We start from the raw sequence: 20163 nt of genomic DNA on the forward strand, positions 1-20163 counted from the left end.
ACGCGACAGGGTGCCGCTCGGACCGTTCGGCGGGTGGCCCTTCGAACCGTTCGGCGGGGTGCCGTTCGGAACGTTCGGGTTGCCCCTCGGACCGTTCGGGTTGCTCCTCGGACCGTTCGGGTTGCCGTTCGGACCGTTCGGGTTGCCGTTCGGACCGTTCGGGTTGCCGTTCGGACCGTTCGGGTTGCCGTTCGGACCGTTCGGGTTGCCCCTCGGACCGCTCGGGTTGCCCCTCGGACCGCTCGGGTTTCCCTCCGGGGTCAAGCGCTTGTTGATATAGCCCGTCGCGCCAGACCAGACGCCGTTCAGCTTGCCGACGTTCACAGCGGTGCCCCCGAACAAGAAGTGGCCGACCTGGCGCGGGCTGAAGGAATTGTTGTCCTCTCTGACCGCGGGCATGATTGCAGAGAAGACCGCCGGTAGGGCGAACACCATTCCGATGATCAAGGCCATGCCGGCGAATCGGTCTGCCTGGTAATCGGAAGCCATTAGTCGCTGGCCCGCGGCCGCGCCCGTCGCAGCGATCGGGCCGTACGCCCACCAGGAGATCAGGTAGCCCATAGCCATTTTGTAGGCGCGCTCCCCATATGAAGTGTACCGCGATGCGGCAAATACGGGGATGATTCCCACCAGAACCACCATTGCGGCGGACCGAAAGAGCATCAGCCCCCATTGAATGAGTGACGAGATCGTCAAAAAGACACCGAAAATGGCAAGGAGGAAGATGGTGCCGGCCTGCTGGTGGGGACCGAGCTCCTCGTTCCATTTTTTGGTCCAATTGCTATCTTTCGGCGCGGCTTCCCACAGAATCCACGAGGAGTATCTGTCGCCCGCAATCGACGCCAGTTGCACCACCGTGGCAAGCATGAGGACAATTATGGCCAACTCGAAAAATTGCGAGAACGCCGCTCGAAAAGGTTCGCCCTTGCGCTGTATAGCAGCCCTGAATGCTGCGAAGATGAACCCGGCGAACGCCATGAGCGAGGTCAGCCAGTTGGTATGCACGCGCAGAAAATAAAGAACACCGCCCGCCCCTTTGCGATCGGCGAAGTTCTGGCTGTAGGATTCACCGATCCACCAGCTCATCTGCATCTGGAAAGAATCCATCGCGGCGAGCAGGATTTGCTCGGTGAACCAGGAAAGAATTGAGTCGAGTATGTCCTCGATCATCAGGCCTCCGCACGGTGGCAAAATACCATCAGAAAAACGCCTGACCTGGGTGAGGCATATTTCCGTTCAGAGCGGCTCGAACAGGAGGGAGATAAGACCCATCACCAATCCGGAGCCGGCTATCAGGCACGCGAGCAGCACCCAGCCCAGGTTGGCGGCATGAGCGCCGACCTCGCCCCTCTTGTGCTTGAGCGCCATATTGCCGCCGACCAGCATGAATCCGAGCATGCACGCGCCCAGCGCGAACCAGACCAGCCAGCCGTTCAAGACTCGCAACGGCTCGGCGACTTCCGAGGCATTCTCCGCGTGCCCTCTTAGCTCGAGCTCCTCCTCGGGCCTGTCATTGATGGACTTTTTGGAGCCTCCCGGAGGGGGTGGCTTTATCCACGGCTTGCCGCTGGGAAACACATTCTCGTACTTCCGTTCACCCGTACCGCGTTGACAATACTCTTTCGCCGGACCCTTGATCTTGTCGCAAGGACTGTCTCCGCCTTGGCATTTGACGAGTTCCGCGCCGGAAAAATTGTCCTTGCAGTAATCTTCTTGCCGGTCCGCATCGGGCCACTTGGTGGTGTCGCTGGTGTTGCAATACCCCACCCCCTCGTCCGAGCCCAGGCAGACCTTGAGGCCATATTTCACGATCAGGGCCAGCTTGTATCCCGAGTCGGGCTCATCACACTTGCCTTTTTCACCCGCGCGCATGGTGGCGACTACTTTCCCCCCTCTCGTCACGTAGCCGCGCACGTCCTTGCCGTCACCCTCGACATCGCACACTCTCACCCGGCCGCTGGCGGGATGCCATTGCAGCTTGCCGCCGGGGTCGCCGTCCACGGTCTTGATCTCGTCCGTCTCATCCCAGTCCACGGGAGCCTTCGCCGCCGCAAGGCCGACGGCGACCCGCTGAGATCCCAGAACGGCAGGGGCGGCTTCAACCGCGAGCCGTACCGGGCCGGGGGAGAACTGACCGGCCGGCTGCGTCCATCGTTCCGGGGCGGGACCGCCGTAGACCAGGCGAGCCTGCTCCGGAACGGAAGCATGAGGAAGGCCGATCGCGCACAGGATGATGCCCAGCCCGAAGATCACAGCAGGCAGACCGGATACGCATCGACGCACCGGGCTTCGGGAGCGGGCCACACGCGCGGGACCGAAGTATCCAGTCATCACGTGGTCGTGGCGAACTTCTCGACGATGACGACTGCAGAACCGATGATGGCGCAGGCGAATGACACGATGGCCAAACTCGCTATGTGCCCCCCTCCCTCACCTCTCTTGTGCTGGATTCCCATTCTGGCACCGACGAGCATGAACCCCGCCACGCAACAGAAAAAGGCGCCCCACTTGGCCCAGCCGAGGATTATCTCAAACTGATCGGCTCCCGGCGGGGCGGTAGATTCGTCGGGCTTGGGGACAGGAGCCAGAGCGACCACATGGTGCGCCAGATCGGCCGTCAGCGAGATCATCACGTCAAGCATGTGCGTCCTCCGAGATGATGCGATTGAGGTCTTGAGCCAGCCGCGCGTATGCGGACGGCAGTCTGACCTGCTCCGGGGGGTCGCCGAGGCGCAGGGCCTCGACCCAGGGAAGCTCCCAGACCTGCGGTACGCCTCCGGAAATGAGGCGCAGCAGGTCCTTCAGGGGCTTCGGCAGTTTTCCGGGGGCATCGGCGATGGCCACCAGCCCCAGCAGCCGCACGTTCGGCAGTACACCCGCGGCCCACTGCCCGGCGGCGGCCTGGGCCGCGCGGAGGCCGACGGCGTGGGTGCGCGCCACGAGAATCACCCGGGCCTGCCCGGGCGGGTCGGGAGCCGGCCAGTACCGTCCGGTGCTCCTGCCGAAGGGGATGAGCGCGGCCAGCGTGGAGACGCCGGCTCCCCCGTGGCATGAGGAGATCCAGAGGGCGGGGCCGGGGCCGCTGTACCCGGCGAGACCCAGCGAACTCGTCGGCGGCGGCGCCAGCCGGGCGGGTGTGACCGCCCGCGCGTGGAACCGGCCGCCGTGGACGTCACCCGGCCGGGGAGCGCCGGCGACCGCGTTCGGCGGGCCCTCGGGAGCGGCCGTCCACTGCGCCGCGTCCGTCACTTGCATGATTGTTGAGCCCCCTCTCCGAATGGGTCGCTCGCCGGTCGGGACCGAGCCGACGAGGCGAGCACCTTTCCGAGCACACCTCTGCCATGCGGTGAACCGTCCGCGCATCCAGATGATCGTCAACCGCGGCGGGCGAGAAATTTCGCGCGGCCGCGATACGGCCCGCTCAACTGCCGCTTTCCGCGCCGGTGGCTGGCGGCGAGCGTGCTCGTCCGCACAGTCGGAGGTGGAGGACGTCGCGTTTCGAGAGGTCGCGGACCCGGCGTGAAGCTCCTCGGGAGAGGAAATCGGTATGGCAGCGGACGACACTTCCGTCAAGGGAACGGACTTCTGGGCGGCCCTCGGCACTGAACCGGAGACCGGCAAGGCGCCGACCCTGCCGGACAGCCGGGACAAACTCGTCGCCGGGCGCCCCCGCAAGCGTTCCCCGCGACCGGCCGAGCGGCCCGGACCGCCTGCGGAGGAGGCGGGCGACCGGTCCTCGGAGAAGGAACCTTCCCGTCCTTCGCCGCGGGTCACCCGGCATGCCACGGTGGAGTTCCCGGCGCCGGGCAGCACGCCGGGACCGGAGGAGCGGGTGGAGCAGGACGAGTCGGTGAAGCCGGTGGAGCAGGAGGAGCGGGTGGAGCAGGACGGGTCGGTGAAGCCGGTGGAGCAGGAGGAGCGGATGGAGCAGGACGAGCGGGAGGCGCCGCAGCCGATCCGGCCGGTCGCCGCGCGGGCGGCCGAGGCGGTGGCGGAGCCGGAGGGCCCGCAGGCGCCCCCGGACTGGGTCGCCGCCGAGGAGATCGCCCGTTCGCTCGAGCCGCGGCTCTTCGAGATCTGGACGGAGGCCCTCGCCCGGCACACCGGCGGGGACGAGGCCATGGCGGGCCGCGTCCACGACGTGCTCAGCGGCTGCCACCTGCTCGGCGAGCTGTGGCGGGACGAGAGCGTCGACGAGGTGCACGTCCACGGCACCGAGGTGACCGTCTGCGGCCGGAACGGCATGCACCGGGTCGTCGGATTCCCGGACCTCGGCACAGCTCAGCGTGCTGTGGAGGCTTTCCGGACGAATCAGGGCACGCAGGGCGCCGTCGTGGCACGGGTCGGCGATGCAGTGGTCGTGAGCCGCACCCCGGCGCAGGTGGCCAGCGCGGACTGGCTCCTCGCCGCCGGCGTCCTCACCGAAGACCAGCTCTCGCAGGTCGCGATGGCGCTGCGGCACATGCGCACGGTGACCGTGACCGGTCCCGCCGCGCGGATCGTGGTGCGTGCGCTCGCCTCCCTGATACCGGCGGGCAGCCGGGTCTTCCTCGGCCCGTACGTGACGCTGCCCGCCGGCTGCGTCACCGCGGCGTCCCCGATGGAGGCCGACTACGTGGTCGGTGTCCGCCCCGGCGCGCTGGCCGAGGACATGGCGACCGAGGGCCAGGTGGGCGCGCTGATCGCCAATCCCGCGACGCGCGTCCGGGCGGCGATCAGGCTCGCGGTCTCCGGGCCGTCCGCGAATCCGGGCGAGGTCAGCCAGATACCGTGAGCGCGCGCCGGCTCACTTCCCCCGGCCCGTCCGCGCCCGCCGCGTCAGGCGGGACGGCCGGGCCGACCAGAGGGGTGCGCGCGGGTCCGACCACCATGCCAGGCGGCGGACCGGTGAGCTGGAGCGCCGCAGGCCCGCCGCCAGGGCGCCGACCTGCGCGGCGGCGAACGCGGCGTCGTCCGGGGTGACCGGGCCGCCGAAGCCCGCCGCGTCCACCCGCGCGCCCAGCCGCCGCAGCGGTCCGGGCTCGGTTCCCGGCAGCCGTGCCGCGAGGAGCGCCGACACGTCGGCCGTGGTGGCGGACGCGGGCAGGGTGAGACCCGCGAGCCGCATCGCCACCAGGAGCTCCGTCCAGGCGGCCAGGATCCGCTCGCGCGCCGTGCCCCGCCGCGACCGGCGCAGGCCGCGCAGCCGCAGCAGCGGCACCATCGTCAGGAAGAGCAGAAGCAGGACCAGCGGCGGGACGGCCAGGACGGCGTAACCTCCGCCGTCTCCCGGCGGCGCCTCGCCGCCGCGTGCGCCGGTGCCCGCCGGGTCGCCGGCGTCGTCGTCGCGGTAGGTGCCGTCGTCCGTCGTCCGGTCTCCCGGCCGCGGTGCCGGGGACGCGGCCGAGCGCTTGCGCGGGTTGGGGTCGTAGGAGACCCAGCCCACGCCCTCGTAGTAGATCTCGCCCCAGGCCACCGCGTCGCCGCTGCGGACCGTCGTGCCGTCGCGGGCAGGTCCGAACCCGACCACCACCCGGCTCGGCAGTCCGGCGGCCCGGGCGAGGACCGCGAACGCGCCGGCGAACTGCTCGGAGGTGGCGCCGCCGCCGCGGCGGCCCGGCGGGACCAGCAGCTTGCCGAGCCTGGCGTAGCCGTGCCCGCCCGGGACGCCCGGCCGGAAGGTGTAGGAGTCGCGCAGGTACTCGGCGATCCGGGACGCCCGCTGGTGCGGGCCGCCGTCGCCGGCCGCCTTCCGCGCGATCTCGTCCAGGCGGGCCGGGGCACCGGGCGGGAGGCGCAGGTAGCGCTCGAAACCGGTTCCGGAGGCGGCCATGGCGTCGGTGCCGCGCCATCCGGTCCAGTCGGGGACGGTCCCGGTCGCCGTGTACGAGTGCCCCGCCACCGGGCCGTTCAGGGACAGCAGCGTGCCGGAGCCCGCGTCGTGGCCGACCGCCATCCCGTCCACCCGGGTGGGGATGCCGGGGACCGGCAGCCAGTCGCCGGGCAGGTTCTGGACCTTCACCTGAACCGTGCTCCGGGTCGTCCGCGGCGGTACCGCCTCGGCGGGCGGCAGGGTCGGGCCCGCCGGGGTGTAGGTGGCGTCGGGAATCCACATCGTTCCGGTGAACTCCGCGAGCGCGACCCAGCGCAGCGGCGTCCGCCCGCCCGACACCGTCATCAGCGGCAGATCGGGCGCGGCCGACCATTCCGACAGGTAGGCCATCGGGTTGCGGACCTCGCGCGGCTTGTCGGGGAGCTCGCCCTGCCTGCGCGGATCGGACGCCCGTACCGGCCAGCCCTCCAGCATGCCGGGCGCGGCGACCGCCGCGCCGATCCCTGGAAGGGCCACGGCGCAGGCCACAGCCGTCCCCGCCGCGGCGACTCGCGGAAGGGGCCGCCGCCGCGCGCGCGCCGTCTCCGGGGCCCGTACCCGGACCGTGAACCCCGCAGCGGCGGAGTCGGGGGCGTCGGGCGGGGCGGAGGCCAGCACCAGCGCGGCGGCGCCGGCCAGCAGCGCCGCCGACCAGTACCCGGCGCCGGCCGTCTCCGGGTTGAGCGCGGCGGCCCCGGCCAGGAGCACCGCGCCGGGCAGCAGCGCGGGCAGGACGCGGCCGTCGCGGCGCAGCACGGTCGCGATCGCTCCGGCGAGCCAGACCGCCAGCAGGGGGAACGCCAGCAGGTCCACGGTCGCCGGGGGGTGCGGCGCCGTGGTCAGGATGCGGGCCCCCGAGTGCAGCAGTGCGTCCACCGCCCCGGGCACCGGCTCCCGCACCGGCCCGGGGGCCAGGGCGGCCACCACCACGAGCCCGGCGGCGGCCACGGGGAGCCCGGCGAGCACCGCGATGGGTCCGAGCCCGCGCAGCAGCCGGTGCGCCGCCGACGTGACGGCCACCGCCGCGATCGCGGTGCAGGCCAGCACGGCCGCCACCGGTGCCGGCCGCTCGTACCCGGCGGCGAGGAGCGGTGACGATGCCGCCGCGGCCAGGGTCACCGCGGCGGCGGCGAGCAGGGCCCGTCCCCGGTTCACCGCGTCCACCAGCGGCTCCGGTTCCAGCCGGCGGCGAAGGCCTCCGCTGTGTCCGCCTGCAGCAGCCGCACGCCGGGAGGCGCGGCGGGCGGCTGCGCGCCGGACGCGGGGCCCACCAGCGCGACCAGCGACAGGACGCGCCGCGTGGCGAGGGCGTCCATCGCGGCGGCGGTGTCCGCGGGGGCGGCCCGGCCGGACAGCAGGACGACCGCGCGGCCGCTGCCCGCGCGCAGCCGCGCGCAGGCGGCGGGAAAGTCGGCGTCGGGACGGGACGTCGCCTCGGCGAGCAGGTCCAGGTGCGCGGTGACGCCGGCGGACGGGGGCGAGTACCCGCCGCCCGCCAGGCGCAGCTCGACCGGGAGGTCCGGGCCGGACACCACGATCGAGGCCGCCGCCTCGGCGAGGGCGTCCAGCTCCGCCCGGCCGTGGCGGTCGTCGACGAGCACGGTGACGCCGGGCCGGGCGGAGTCGGCGTTCTCGCGCACCATCAGGCGCCCGCGGCGGGCCGAGGTGCGCCAGTGGATCCGGCGGACGTCGTCGCCGGGCGCGAGCTCGCGCAGCCCCGCGAAGGAGCCCTCGGTCGCCCGGGTCGCCGCCGAGGAGGTGTCCCGGCCGCCGCCGCCGGCCGCGGGCAGGACGGTGAGCTCGTGGTGGCGGGGATGCACGAGGAGCCGCACGGTCTCGTCGCCGACCGTCCGGGCGGCCCGTGCGAGGCCCAGCGGGTCGGTGCGGACGAGGTCGAGCGGGCCGACGTCGAGGAAGCCCCGCCGCTGCGCGGACAGCTCGTAGCGGATCCGGGCGCGGGCCGGGCCGAGCGGGAGGACGAGCGTCCCGGCCGGCCCGGTGACGCGTTCGGCGGCGGTCACGCGTCCCTCGCCGGGGCCGTCCGATTCGACGATGACGGTGACGGACTCGCCGGCGCGCACCCGCGTGGCCGTGACACGGCGGCGCACCCGCGCCGGGCGGGGCGGCCTGGCCAGCGCCATGGCGAGGCCGACGGTGGGGAACACGAGCGCGCCCAGCGCGCCCGGCGCCAGGTAGCCCAGGCCGAGGCCGCCGCCCGCGAGGACGGCCCCGGAGGCGATCAGCCCCCAGCCGCGCCGGGTGAGCCGAGTCGTGCCGCCTGCCATCGGTCTAGCGCCGGTTCTCGTGCGGCCCCGGTACCGGTACCTCGGCCAGGACCTCGTCCAGCAGCACGGCGCTCTCCTCCGCGGTGGCGATGCCCGACAGCGGTACCAGCCGGTGCCCCCACACGGGCCCGACCAGGGCCCTGACGTCGTCCGGGGTGACGTACACGCGGCCGTCGGCCAGCGCGTACATGCGCGCCGCCCGGCACAAGGCGATGGACGCGCGCATCGACACCCCCGCCCGCAGCCGCGTGTGCCGGCGGGTCCGCTGGGCCAGCCGCAGAACGTAGTCGTACACCGGGTCGGCGAAGATGACCTGTTCGGCGACGGTGTTCAGGCGCGCCACCTCCGAGCCGTCCAGCACCGGGTCCAGGGTCTCCGGAGCGGCCGGGGCCGCGTTGCGCATCAGCGACAGCTCGGCCTCCTCCCCCGGGTACCCCAGCGACAGCCGCATCAGGAACCGGTCGAGCTGGGCCTCCGGGAGCGGGAACGTGCCCTCCAGGTCGACGGGGTTCTGCGTGGCGACCACCAGGAACGGCCGGGGCACCGGGTGCGCGGTCCCGTCCACGGTGACCTGCCGTTCCTGCATGACCTCCAGCAGGGCCGACTGCGTCTTGGGCGAGGTCCGGTTGATCTCGTCCACGATGAGGACGTTGGCGAAGACGGGGCCGGGGTGGAACTCGAACTCCCGGGTCCGCTCGTTGAAGATCGTCACACCGGTGATGTCGGACGGCAGCAGGTCGGGGGTGCACTGCACGCGGCGGACCGACCCGCCGGTCACCGCCGCCAGCGCGCGGGCCAGCGTGGTCTTGCCCATGCCGGGCAGGTCCTCCAGCAGGACGTGCCCGCCCGTGGCGAACGCGGTGAGGATCAGCCGCACCGTCGCGGGGGCGCAGTGCGCGACCCTGCCGACGCCCGCCGCCATCCGCGCGAAGGCGTCGGCGGCCAGCATCGCGTCCTCGCCGTTGATCGCGCCGGCCTCGGCCACAGTGGTGCTCACGTTCGGTCCTTCCTCATGTCAGCCGCAGTTGCCCCAGCCGCTCGAGGCGCTGGCGCCGGACGCGCCACCGGAGACGCGGACGCAGACGCCTGACGCCGACACGTACACCGGACCGGCGTAGTACTTGAACGTGCCGGAGTCGCTGCCGACCTCGCCGCCCTTCTGCTCCACCAGTCGGACGAAGACACTCGTGCCCTTGCCGACGTTCGCGGTCTTCATCGTGACCGCGCAGTTCTTCTTGGTGCTGGAACTGTAGAGCTGGTAGACCCGCCCGCCGGTGAACGAGATCGACCGCTGAACGACGTAGTTGCCGCCCGAACCGGAGTTGCAGACCTGCTGCGGCGTGTACGGGTTGCGGGTGACGGGCGGCTTCGGCTTCGGCTTGGGGGTGCTCGGCGGGGGCGTGGAGGGCTTGGTCGTGGTGGGGCTGGTGGAGGGCCTCGTGGTGGACGGCTTCGTAGACGGCCGCGTGGTCGACGGCCCCGGCGCCGGTGCCGTCGACGGAGAGCGTGTGGCGGGCGTCTCCGGTTCCCGGCTCTGCGGCGGGGCGGTCGTCCGGGGCGAGCGCGGTGTCGTGGGCGTCACCGGGTCCGGCCCGGTGGGCGGCTCGACGGGCGCCTGGGCCGGGTTCGGGAAGATCGGGTCGATGGTCGGCGCCGGAATCGGCGGCGGGCTGTCCTCGCCGCCGCCCGGCGCGACCGGGCGGTCGCTGCCCTTCCCCGGCCCGGTCGGGTACTTGCCGACCGGGCGGGCCCGGCCGTCGGGGCCGACGACCTGCGCGTCCGGGCTTCCCGGCGCGTTGATGAACAGGTTGTTCTCGCGAACCTGCAGCTCCAGATCGCCGCGTCCGGACGGCATGTTCAGCACGCCGGTCTGGCGGCCGGCCTGGTCGAACACCTCGACCTGGCCGGTCTCCCGGACGGGCACGTACACCTTGCCGGCGAACGGCACGGCGGGTTCCTGAACGGGGGCGCGCAGCGGGAACGACCCGACCTCGCCGCCCTCGCCCACGTTTTCGAGCGTGACGACCGAGCCGGCGCCGGGAACGGTGATCGCGGCCAGGGCGCCGTGGGTGCGCTCGGGCACCATCGCGCCCGCGAGCGGGACCGGCGCCGTGAGCCGCCGGACGTCGTCGCCGGTCGCGACCACGAGGTCGCGCCCGCTGCGGTCGATCACCAGCGCGCCCTGGTCGAGCACGGTCACCGCGAGGTCGTGTCCGGGCTCGGCGGCCTCCTTGGTCACGGCGACCTCGGCGCCCTCGGCGGAGACCTTCAACGCGACGACGGTCCCCTGTGCGGGCACCGCCATCCACAGCCGTCCGGCACCGTCGAACTCGCCGCCGACCAGCGGCCCCGGCAGTCGCAGGACGGGACCCACGGGGCGCAGCGTGGCGGGGTCCAGCGCCCGCACCGCGCCAGTGGTGCGCTCGACCAGGGCGGCGGCGGTGGCGCTCAGCACCAGGTGGGGGTCGCCGCGGGTACCGACGTCCAGCCGACCCGACAGCCCGAGGCCGCTCAGGTCGAGCGAGGACACGCGCCCGGTCTCCAGATCGTGGATGAGCAGGTGCTGGTCGTCCTGGGTTACCTTGACCCGGTGGCCACGGGCGCCGGGCACCTCGCGGCGTCCCTGCACCTGGCCGTTGCCGGGGTCGACCAGCGCCGCCTCGCCCGTCATGCGGCTCCACAGCCAGGCGCTGCCGTCGGAGGCCTCGAGGGCGTAACCGATGCGGCCGCTGCCGAGCAGCGTCGCCGCCAGCGCCACGGTGACCAGGACGGCCGCGCCCCAGCCACCGACGCGCACCCGGGCCTTCAGCCCGGCCGCCTTCCGCTCTTGCGGAGGCGCCTCTTCAGTTCCCACCCGCGATTCACCCCGCGTCGTCACATCGCACCAGAGGTTCCACGACTGACTGTCCGGAGGAACCCGCGATGCGCACGACCGAATCCTGTGGCGATCGGGTAAGCCGCCGATCCGGAATGGCCATATCGTCACTTGCCCGCACTGTCTCTACTACCCGCACTGTCCCTACAAGCGAGAAGCACGGGCCGAGGTCGGTCCGGCCGATCACCAGAGCGCCGAGGACAACGTGATGACTACCGCGCCGAACCTTGTCGTGACGGGCGACGTTGGCCTGTCACAAAAGCTGCGCGAGACGCGGCGGTTCCCGGCCGTGTTCGACGTCGCCTCCGCGACCGAGTTGCGGGAGCTCTCCAGGAGCGGCAGGGTGCGGCCACCGGCCGCGTTCCTGTTCACGCCGGGCTTCGACGAGGACCTCCCCGAGACCCGGGTCCCCGACCTGGCCAACGGGCTGGCGGCCAGCGGGTTCACCGTGCTCGTCCACGGCTACTTCAGCGAACGCGGCGACCGGTTCGTCGAGGACGTGGTCACTAGCGCGCGGCCGATGAGCCTGTCGGACCTGCTGGCCGCCCTCGGCGTCGCCCGGCCGGCGAGCCCCGCACCACCCGGCCAGGAGTCCGCGCCCGACCTGCATCCCGAGCCTCCTCCGGAACCATGGGAGTCCCAGGAGGTCGAGGAGGTCGAGGAGGTCGAGGAGGTCCAGGTCCAGGAGTTCCACGTCCGGGAGTTCCCGGTGGTCCGGGACGCTCGGGAACCCCTGGAGACCCCACCCGGGTACGGCGCGCCGGAGTTCACCGATGCGCTTGAGGAGAGCGCGCACCCTGCCGCCGCACCGCCCACCGTGATGGAACAGCTGCTGGAGCCCGCATGGGAGGAGGCGCCACCAGAGCCGGAACCCGAGACCTGGGCTCAGCCCGAGCCCGAGACCTGGACACAGCCCGCACCGGAACCGGACCAGGCCGTCTGGCCCCCGCAGGCGGCGCCCGAGCCCGAGATCTGGACTCAACCTCCGCCGGAGCCCGACCAGGCCGTCTGGCCCCAGACCATGCCGGCATCCCCGGCTCCACATCCCCGCGATCGCGGCCGAAGCGGCCGAAGGAGCGTGCTGATGGCCCTGGTGGTGGTCGTGGTCATCGCGGTGGGAATCGGTGCGGCCGGCCTGATAGGCGGGGACTGGGCGGACGAAGGACGCACCCAGGCCGGGTCCTCACCGGAGCCCTCACCGGCGAAGGCGGCGCAGCCGTCGGAGTCGGCGAAGCCGCAGTCCTCGCAAGCCGCTCCGCCTCCCGCGTCCAAGTCCCCCGAGGTCCCCTCGTCCGCCCCGACGGCGGTGCGCCCGGTCAAGCAGTACACGCCCGGCGCGCTGCGGATCGTGGACGGCCGGATCTCGATCCAGGTCACCTGGCAGGACCGCAGCGCGGGCCGGGCCTCGCACTACGTGGTCGGCGGGCCGACGGGACGTCCGCCCACGACTCTGGCCAGCACACCGCCGGGGACCGCCAGGGTCGAGGTCACCGCGCTGAACCCGGGCGTGGACTACTGCCTGACCGTCGTCGCCGTCGTGGACGTCGACCGGGTCGCCCAGGCCAAGCCGGTCTGCACCCACCGCGTCAAGCGGAGCGGCTGAACCGCCCGGTGGTGGCCCGGCAGGCGCGGCCCTCGCCGCGATCAGTGCTCGGTGAGCGCGGAGATGACTTGCTTCAGCTCACTGAGCTCGAAGGGCTTGCCGAGCACGCGCGTCCGGACGCCGTCGTCGAGGTCGCCGGACGCCTGCACGGCCGCCGTCAGCACCAGTACCGGCACCTGCGCGGTGCGGGAGTCGAGGCGCATGCGGGCCAGCAGATCGGCGCCGTCCATGTCGGGGAGCATGCGGTCCAGGATGAGCAGCTCGGGGCGGCAGGGGTCGTTGAGCTCCGTCCAGCCGTCCTCGCCGCATTCGGTGACGACCGGATCGTAACCCTCGCGCTTCAGGATCACGCGGAGCAGCTCACCGACCCTGGAGTCCTCGACGATCAGCACCCGCACCTGCTGCTCCACCGCCCGGCACCGTCCGACCCGTACGGCCGGAGAGCCTACCAGTATCCGGGCACGGGCCTCCGGCCGCGTCCGCTCACGGTCGGCAGCATCGCAAGCGGGACGGCTCCACCACTCACTTGACGATGAATCGATCTTGGAGTCTTCGTCGGATATACCATTGACACGTGGCACGAGTACTCGTCGTCGATGACGATCCGCGGCTGGTCAAGGTCGTCACCAGCCAACTGCGCAGGCACGGCCATCAGGTCGAGTCGGCGCCCAACGGCGAACTGGCCCGCCGGGTGCTGCGCCGCGGCGACGTCGACATCGTCCTGCTGGACGTCAACCTTCCCGACATCAACGGCATGTCGCTGATCCTCCAGTTGCGCGAGGAGGACGACACCACCCCGGTCATCCTGCTGACCGTCCGCTCGGAGGCGCAGGACCAGGCGCTCGGGCTGCAACTCGGCGGGGACGACTACGTCCCGAAGCCGTTCAACTCCGAGGTGCTGCTCGCCCGCATCGAGGCCGTGCTGCGGCGCAGCGCGGCGGGCGCGGCGCCGGGGGCCGAGGACGCGCGCGGCGGCACGATGAAGATCGATTCCGTGCTCATCGACTTCGCCCGGCGGCAGGTGACCAGGGACGGGGCCGCGGTGCAGCTCGCGCCGCTGGAGTACGCCCTGCTGGAGTTCCTGGCGATCAACCGCGGCCGGGCGGTGTCGAAGGAGGAGTTCATGCTGCGCGTGTGGGGCACCAGCCGCGGCGTGTCCCGGACGCTCTCCGAGCACATCTCCCGGCTGCGCCGCAAGCTCGGCGACGACCTGATCGTCACCCGCAGCGGCTACGGGTACCTCATCCCGGCGCCTCGGCGAGATCGCGCAGCCACAACTCCGTGACGAGGGCGTCCCGCTCCTCCAGCCGGGACCACACCTGGTGGCCGAGCGCCTGCATGGTCGTCCGCCAGCGCGCCAGCCCGAGGTCCTCGCCGATCCCGCCGCCGACCCGGGTCGGCCACGGCAGGCCGACCTGCGCCCGCGCCACGTCCAGGTCGCAGCGCTCGGGGCGCTGGGGCACCGAGCGCACGGTGTGCACCGCGAACGCCCCGCGCCGCCGTAGCGACACCTCCTGGGAGCCCAGCCCGCCGAGCAGCACGTCATGGGTGCGCATCGTGTCGGCCACGATCATGCTCTTGCACTCCTCGGGGCGGCGCACGACCCCCAGGTCCTTGAGGAGCTGACCGAGGCCCGTGATCGCCGAGCCGAGCATCCGCACGTCCTCGCCCGGCTGCGCTTCGGCCGTCTCACCGACCAGTTCCGCCGTCACCGAGGCGATGGTGAGCTCGATCGCCATCCGGTGGGCGAACCCCCGGAGGAACCGGTCGTGCCACCGGTCCACCCCCGCCAGCTCGGGATGGTCGAACGTCACGGCGGACGCCCGTGTCAGCGGCACCGCCAGGACCGATCCAAGCGTGAACGGGGACTGCCACGTCAGCGCCTGGCCCGCCGCGACGAGCGCGTCCCGGTCCGGGGGCGATCCGTCACCGCACTCCAGGTCCTCGACTCCGGTCGGCGGGGAGCCCGTACGCGCGTGCACGAGGACCGGAAGCGCCGGCCCCGCGTACCTCAACACGTGCGACCGGTCGGCGACTCGGGGGCGGCGGGGCGGAGTTCCGCCCGCCCGCAGGATGCGGCGTTCGGGGTCACCGTCGCGCTGACGAGCCGAGGCTCCAGACCGAGATACCTCGGAATCGTTGACACCGTCTTGTTCCTCTCATCCGCAACCTGCGCGTCCCAGCGTCGCTGATCCACCTCGCTCCGATGGCGCGAGCCCTCTCCCTCTAACGTCCGTGTGCGCGCGGATCGGCAAGCCCGCGACCGGAGTTCGTCCCCCGAAGTTCGCCCTGCGCGCGCACGGTGAGTCAGAACGAGCGGACACGGATCGTACAACGATGCCTTCGTGACCTTGTCAACCATCGTCGATGCCCCGGATCTTCCCGGGTCGCGCCCCCGCGTCAAAGACCTCGCCGGCGCCCTCCTGCGCCGGCGGCACGCTCACACCGTGCCCGCGACGGGCCCCTTGAGCTTGGCCAACGCCTTCTGCTGGATCTGCCGGACGCCCTCACGGGACAACCCGAGCTGCTCACCGAGGATGCGGAGCGACTGCTCCCGGCCGCCGTCCAGGCCGAACCGCCGCGCCAGCACGTACCGCTCACGGGCGTCGAGGCGCGGCAGCCCCTCGGTGAGGAGAGCGCGGAGGTGGAAGCGGACCAGCACCTCCTCCTCCAGGTTCAGGGACGGGTCGGTCAGCCGGTCCTCCCAGGCGACGACGTCCTCGTCCTGGCCCCTGCGCGGCGACTGCAGGCTCTCCAGCCGGGCCGGGGCCAGGACCCGGCGGACCTGCGCCTCGGTCACCCCGGCCCGTCCGGCGATGTCGGCGTAGTCCACCGGAGTGTCGGCACCGCGCTCCTCGATGAACCCGCGCTCCGCCGCGAGGATGGCCGGCCGCTTCTCGAAGTCGCCGAGGGTGAGGTTGGCGTGGTCGGCGTCCCGGACCGCCCGCAGCACCTCCCGCTGGATCGGCTTGAAAGCCCAGCTCGAGAACGACCCACGCGCCGGATCGTAGGAGGAGATGGCCCAGAGCAACCCCACCTTGCCGGCGCTCTCGAAGTCCTCGCTGTGCTCGACGGACCTGGTCGTGAACATGGCGACGTACTGGCGGACGAGCCCGTAGTTGGCGGTCAGGATCTCGTAGGTGAGGTCGTCGAAGTCGCGCTCGGCCTTGCGCAACGCGACCTCCGCCGACGTGTCACCGGAACCCGCGTCGATCCGTGCCCGCAACTCCATGATCTGGCCGTGGAGCTCCTTGCGGCGCGCGAAGAGAGCGTCGTTGCGGGCGCGGAACTCGTCCGCGGCGGCACGCTTCTCGTCGGCTGGCTGCGCGTTGTCCATCAACCTCTCCAGTTCGTGGCACAGAACCCCTCCGACGCGACCATGACCGAAACAAGACCTGTCAGGAGACCATCGTTGACTTGTTTCCGCGGTTTCCGCACCCCACTGGACGGCCCGCCACCCGGACGGTGCCCGTTCACCGCGCCGGCGGCCCCGCGAATTCGCAGGTCAGCGATTCACGCTGCGAACGCCCGCGGCGGCCGGCATGCCGCGCACTCGTTGACAAAAAGTTGATCTCGCGGGGATCGCTCGTTGGATCGTTGGTGCTCGCGCATTGCCGTTCTGGTGCGCACCCTCGTCCGCCCGCTCAACGGTCGGTGGTCGTGGACTCTCCGGGACCCGGGATGAGGTACCCGTAGCCGCTCTGGGTGGAGATCAGACCGTCACCGAGTTTGCGGCGCAGCCGGGAGACGTGCTCGGTGAGCGTGCGGGAGGCGCCCCGGCCGGTGCCCCACACGCTCTGCATGAGCTCCTCCCTGGACACCGCTCTCCCGCGGTTGGTCGCCAGGACCTCCAGGACGGCGTACTCCAGCGGGGTCAGGCGCACGGGGACCCCGTCCCGGAGCACCTGCCGTGCGGCGAGGTCGATGACGACGGGCGGGATCTCCAGTTGCTCGCTCTGCCGGCGCGCGGGGCGCCCGGCGGCGCCCCGCGCGCTGCGCCGCAGCACGGCCTGGATCCGGGCGAGCAGCAACTCGGGGTTGAAGGGCTTCACGATGTAGTCGTCACCGCCGAGCCGCAGCCCGAGCGCCTGGTCCTGCACCTCGGTGCGGACCGTCAGCAAGATGACCGGAGTGGTGTCGCCCTCCTCGCGGAGCTGGTGCAGCAGGGAGATGCCGTTGACGTCGGGCAGGTTCACGTCCAGCAGGACGATGTCGATGTCGCCCCCGCGCAGGACCTGGCGGGCCAGCTTCCCGTTGGGCACGAACTCGACCTGGTGGTTCCGCTTCCACAACAGGCTCGCGACCACTTTCACCAGTCGCGGGTCGTCATCGACCACGAGCACCCGTGCCACGAGATCATCCTATGGGGGCCGAAATCAGGCACCTGCCCCGGCCCGGGCCCGAACCGCGATCGACCGCCGGGACCTACGGGGAACCGGGCGGCGGGCCCTGGGCGCGGTCGGAGCCTTCGGCGAGTCTGCGGCGACGGAACTCGCGCGGCATCTCGCCGTAGCGGCTCTTGAAGGCCGAGGAGAACCAGGCGGGCGTGAGGCCGACGCGGGCGGCGATCTCGCCGATGCCCAGCTCGGCCGAGGCCGGGTCCTGGAGGAGGTCCCGGGCGGCGCGCAGCGTCTCCTCATGACGCAGGTCGCGATAGGTGGTGCCGACCTGGTTGAGGGCGTTGCGCAGCTGGCGCGGCGACCAGCCGAGCTCGTGCGCCACGCTTTCGAGCGGCAGTTTGCCGGAGCCGATCCGCTGCCGCACGTACTGCCGGACGACCTGGGCGACCTGGGCGAGGTGGCCTTCCGACGGTTGCCTGTCCTTGAGTACGACCATGCAGAACAGCTCGCTGATCCGATTGCACACCGCATGGAATTCCAGGTCGGACAGGTTGTCCCGTTCGGCGTGGCTGCTCTCGATCAGCGCGCTGAGGATCCGGCCCAGACCGGTGTTCAGATCAAGGACGAGGCACAGCGTGTCGCGCGACTTCACGTGGCTGTCGATCTCCGGGCGCGGCACCTGGATCGCGTACGCCTCGGACTGCGGGACAAAAAGCACGCAGGACTCGTCCAGGCCCATCACGGAGACCTGCCCCGGCAGGGTCCGCGTCTGGCCCTCCCCGCGGCTGACGGTGTAGACGCCGCGCCGCGGCGCCACGACCCAGTAGTGCTCGTCGCCCGGGAACCTCCGGAGGTGCGAAGGCGTGCGGGTGGCGATCCGGTCGCCGACCTGGTCCCAGTGCAGCAGCCGGTAGCCGCCGCTTTCCTGGACGGTGAGGTCGGCGTGCCAGTCCCCGGGCCGGAAACGATGGTCCATCGGCAGGATGCTGTCGGAGACATCGCGGTAGTCCGCGGTGCTGTCGGTGGTCCAGGAGTGATACCTCATGGGCCTCCCTTCACTGTTGCCCCGCTCGTCGCCATTGACTGAGCTCCCCTGCGGCCGGTCCCGGCTGGCATGCCGGCCCGGCCGGACTTCGGTTTTCGTGACACCTGACTTCCGGTTCGGGGCAGAACCTCGAGCAGCCCTGTCCCGGATGAACCTCGACCGACGATACTCGGTGATCGACCCGCTGGCAGAGAGCCGTCGGCGGGGCGTGTCAAAAGGGGCATTTCCGTGACGACAGGACTTCCCGCGTTCCCCGCTATGACTTCAGTGACAGCAATCGTCCTACGGCACCCTGACAGACGCGTGGTCCGGGCCCTGGCCGTGCCGTCACCATGCTGATCGATATCATGACGTGCCGGTCCGAGCAGACCGCACCTGCCACGGTCTCGCTGGCCTGGGCGGTGGCCGTCGGCACGTCCGCGATGCTGGTGCTGAAGGCGATGGGCTCGGAACAGGCGCTCTTGGGGTTGCTCGCCCTGGCTTCGGTCGGCGCCGTCCTGCTGTGCGCAGGCGTCCTGACCGCCCGGTCGAAGGCGCTGCGCATCGCGGAGCGACTGCTCGAACTGCCGCACCTGGGAGCGGCGCACCGGGTGACCGGCGAGGACCTGGTGTCGCTCACCGGCGACCTGCGGTGGATCCTCGGTTCCGACGAGCTGTGGCTGTACATCACGCTGCCCGGCGGAGAGGTGTGGACCGAAGCGTCCGCCGACGTCGAGGCCCTCCGCACCAGAACGCCCTATGCCCATGAGCGCTTCAAGCGCCTCTCCCACCGGACGGCCGGGTGCATCCCGCGGGTCATGCTCCCGAATGGCTGGCGGGTCGGGGTGCACATCCCGATTCGCACCCCTGACGGGCTCGACGCCGGCTATCTGCTGCTCGGCTGGACCCGCCTGGGCGGCCGGCACCTGGCCGCCTGGACGACCACCGGAGTGCTGGGCCGCGCGGTGAACAGGGCGGCGCGCGCGCTGGGCACGCTCCGGGACGAGGCGTATGCCGCTCACCGCGCCGAGGCGGAGCGGTCCAGGCTCAGCGCGGTCGTCGACGATACGGACGTCGCCGTCCTCGCCCTGGACGGGGAAGGCTCGATCATCGTCTGGAACGTCGCGATGGCGCAGCTGGTGGGCGTGACCGCGAACGGCGCCCTCGGCCGGCGCCCCGAGGACCTGTTCACCCTGACCGGCGAGGAGGGAGCCGTGGGTCTGGCCCCCGGGCTGCGCGGAAGCGTCCGGCTGACCACCCCCGGGGGGCGCTCGTCGTGGATCGGGGTGTCGTGCTCGGCTGCGCCGGAGACCGCGGCCCCCGGCCTGCTGACCGCGGTGTTCGTGGACGAGTCGGCGCAACGGCAGGTGGAGTACACGCGGCACCTGCTCCTGACGTCGGCGCATCATGAACTGCACGGCCCGCTGACCGCGATCCGGGGGCACGGCCAGTTGCTCGAGGAGGTCCTGCCCGACGACGAGACCGTGGCGGCCTCGCTCGGGGCGATCCTGGACTCCGAGGAGATGATGCACCGCATCATCGCCGACCTCGTGCACGTCGTCGGACCGGACCCGACCGCGCCGCCCGCGACGACCGTGCGCCCCGTCGAACTGGAGCCGCTGCTGCGCCGGACCCTGCGCAGCGTCCCGTCGGTGGCGCAGCGCGCGGTGGTCACGGCGCAGTGCGGACTGACCGTGCAGGGCGACCCGTTGCGGCTGCGGCAGTGCCTGCTTCTCGTGCTCGGTAACGCCCAGAAGTACGCGCCCGACGGGAAGATCGACATCACGATGAGCCGGCAGGGCTCGTCCGGTGTGATCAGCATCACGGACGAGGGCCCGGGCCTCGCGCCCGGGGAGCACGAACTGGCTCGCGAGCCGTACTACCGGTCGAGCACGGTGCGGGACCGGCCCGGGAGCGGGATGGGGCTGTACATCGCCGACACGGTGATGACCGCCATGAAGGGCCGGGTCGAGATCACCGCCGCACCGTCGGGCGGTCTCGACGTCCGGTTCCTGCTGCCCCTGTCTCCCGACCCCGGGGAGGACGGGGGCGCGCTAGTGCCGCGCCTCGGCCAAGCAAGTGCTGATCACCATGGTCGAGCACGTCCTCACCAAGAAGACGTCCAGGCGCTGGACGCATCCGCTCCCGCGCCGCGGGCGTAGTCCCGTCGTCCCCATCCCCCGCA

The 20163-nt window shown here is 71.9% G+C and carries 17 protein-coding genes; 4 read left to right on the forward strand and 13 right to left on the reverse strand.

All coding sequences use genetic code 11. The features are described from left to right. The 4 genes from ACGFK0_RS21735 to ACGFK0_RS21750 form a co-directional block, all read right to left on the reverse strand. Positions 1 to 1170 (reverse strand): hypothetical protein (locus ACGFK0_RS21735; RefSeq protein ID WP_392907182.1); only part of this gene is annotated, 1170 nt, incomplete at its 3' end. Between the two features lie 66 nt (positions 1171 to 1236). Beyond that, positions 1237 to 2253 (reverse strand): hypothetical protein, encoded by a 1017-nt coding sequence (locus ACGFK0_RS21740; protein ID WP_392907184.1) that lies wholly within the window; start codon positions 2251 to 2253, stop codon positions 1237 to 1239. 77 nt (positions 2254 to 2330) lie between these two features. Next, positions 2331 to 2642, reverse strand: coding sequence for a hypothetical protein (locus tag ACGFK0_RS21745; RefSeq protein ID WP_392907187.1), 312 nt, complete (start codon positions 2640 to 2642; stop codon positions 2331 to 2333). After that, positions 2635 to 3255 (reverse strand): DUF6668 family protein, encoded by a 621-nt coding sequence (locus tag ACGFK0_RS21750; RefSeq protein ID WP_392907189.1) that lies wholly within the window; start codon positions 3253 to 3255, stop codon positions 2635 to 2637. Before ACGFK0_RS21750 ends, ACGFK0_RS21745 begins: the two co-directional genes overlap by 8 nt. A gap of 292 nt (positions 3256 to 3547) precedes the next feature. Here ACGFK0_RS21750 and ACGFK0_RS21755 point away from each other — a divergent pair, with 292 nt between their 5' ends. Beyond that, positions 3548 to 4774, forward strand: coding sequence for a DNA-directed RNA polymerase I subunit RPA34 (locus ACGFK0_RS21755; protein WP_392907191.1), 1227 nt, complete (start codon positions 3548 to 3550; stop codon positions 4772 to 4774). Between the two features lie 12 nt (positions 4775 to 4786). Here ACGFK0_RS21755 and ACGFK0_RS21760 read toward each other — a convergent pair whose 3' ends face one another. Genes ACGFK0_RS21760 through ACGFK0_RS21775 form a run of 4 tightly spaced genes read right to left on the reverse strand, consistent with a single transcriptional unit; the run spans position 4787 to position 10990 of the window. Further along, positions 4787 to 7015 carry a DUF3488 and transglutaminase-like domain-containing protein gene (locus ACGFK0_RS21760; protein WP_392907194.1) on the reverse strand — a complete coding sequence of 743 codons (2229 nt, stop codon included), beginning with the start codon at positions 7013 to 7015 and terminating at the stop codon, positions 4787 to 4789. Next, positions 7003 to 8136, reverse strand: a complete 1134-nt coding sequence (locus ACGFK0_RS21765) for a DUF58 domain-containing protein (RefSeq protein ID WP_392907196.1) — start codon at positions 8134 to 8136, stop codon at positions 7003 to 7005. Before ACGFK0_RS21765 ends, ACGFK0_RS21760 begins: the two co-directional genes overlap by 13 nt. A 4-nt stretch (positions 8137 to 8140) precedes the next feature. Then, positions 8141 to 9133 carry an AAA family ATPase gene (locus tag ACGFK0_RS21770; RefSeq protein WP_392907198.1) on the reverse strand — a complete coding sequence of 331 codons (993 nt, stop codon included), beginning with the start codon at positions 9131 to 9133 and terminating at the stop codon, positions 8141 to 8143. Positions 9134 to 9151: 18 nt separating this feature from the next. Continuing rightward, positions 9152 to 10990 (reverse strand): hypothetical protein, encoded by a 1839-nt coding sequence (locus ACGFK0_RS21775; protein WP_392907201.1) that lies wholly within the window; start codon positions 10988 to 10990, stop codon positions 9152 to 9154. A 229-nt stretch (positions 10991 to 11219) separates the two neighbouring features. Here ACGFK0_RS21775 and ACGFK0_RS21780 point away from each other — a divergent pair, with 229 nt between their 5' ends. Then, positions 11220 to 12614, forward strand: a complete 1395-nt coding sequence (locus ACGFK0_RS21780; protein WP_392907205.1) for a hypothetical protein — start codon at positions 11220 to 11222, stop codon at positions 12612 to 12614. Positions 12615 to 12655: 41 nt separating this feature from the next. On the opposite strand, the gene ACGFK0_RS21785 is transcribed toward ACGFK0_RS21780, so the two are convergent. Next, the gene (locus ACGFK0_RS21785) at positions 12656 to 13024 is read right to left on the reverse strand and encodes a response regulator transcription factor (RefSeq protein WP_392907209.1); all 369 of its coding nucleotides are present in this window, start codon (positions 13022 to 13024) and stop codon (positions 12656 to 12658) included. A gap of 164 nt (positions 13025 to 13188) precedes the next feature. Between ACGFK0_RS21785 and ACGFK0_RS21790 the strand changes: the two genes are divergently transcribed. Beyond that, complete coding sequence (locus ACGFK0_RS21790; protein WP_392907212.1) at positions 13189 to 13899, forward strand: response regulator transcription factor; 711 nt, start codon at positions 13189 to 13191, stop codon at positions 13897 to 13899. Here ACGFK0_RS21790 and ACGFK0_RS21795 read toward each other — a convergent pair. The 4 genes from ACGFK0_RS21795 to ACGFK0_RS21810 all read right to left on the reverse strand — a co-directional run bounded on the left by ACGFK0_RS21795 (position 13856) and on the right by ACGFK0_RS21810 (position 17999). Next, positions 13856 to 14596 carry a hypothetical protein gene (locus tag ACGFK0_RS21795; protein WP_392907214.1) on the reverse strand — a complete coding sequence of 247 codons (741 nt, stop codon included), beginning with the start codon at positions 14594 to 14596 and terminating at the stop codon, positions 13856 to 13858. The two genes, ACGFK0_RS21790 and ACGFK0_RS21795, sit on opposite strands and share 44 nt — an antisense overlap. A gap of 458 nt (positions 14597 to 15054) precedes the next feature. Then, complete coding sequence (locus tag ACGFK0_RS21800; protein WP_392907216.1) at positions 15055 to 15951, reverse strand: sigma-70 family RNA polymerase sigma factor; 897 nt, start codon at positions 15949 to 15951, stop codon at positions 15055 to 15057. A 307-nt stretch (positions 15952 to 16258) separates the two neighbouring features. Beyond that, positions 16259 to 16966: a response regulator transcription factor gene (locus ACGFK0_RS21805; protein WP_392907218.1), complete on the reverse strand. Its 708-nt coding sequence runs from the start codon at positions 16964 to 16966 to the stop codon at positions 16259 to 16261. Positions 16967 to 17039: 73 nt separating this feature from the next. After that, the gene (locus ACGFK0_RS21810) at positions 17040 to 17999 is read right to left on the reverse strand and encodes a helix-turn-helix domain-containing protein (protein ID WP_392907220.1); all 960 of its coding nucleotides are present in this window, start codon (positions 17997 to 17999) and stop codon (positions 17040 to 17042) included. Positions 18000 to 18331: 332 nt separating this feature from the next. Here ACGFK0_RS21810 and ACGFK0_RS21815 point away from each other — a divergent pair, with 332 nt between their 5' ends. After that, positions 18332 to 20140, forward strand: a complete 1809-nt coding sequence (locus ACGFK0_RS21815; RefSeq protein WP_392907222.1) for an ATP-binding protein — start codon at positions 18332 to 18334, stop codon at positions 20138 to 20140. Positions 20141 to 20163: the final 23 nt, after the last annotated feature.

The sequence above is a fragment of the Spirillospora sp. NPDC048823 genome, assembly GCF_043198445.1.
Classification (GTDB): Bacteria; Actinomycetota; Actinomycetes; order Streptosporangiales; family Streptosporangiaceae; genus Spirillospora.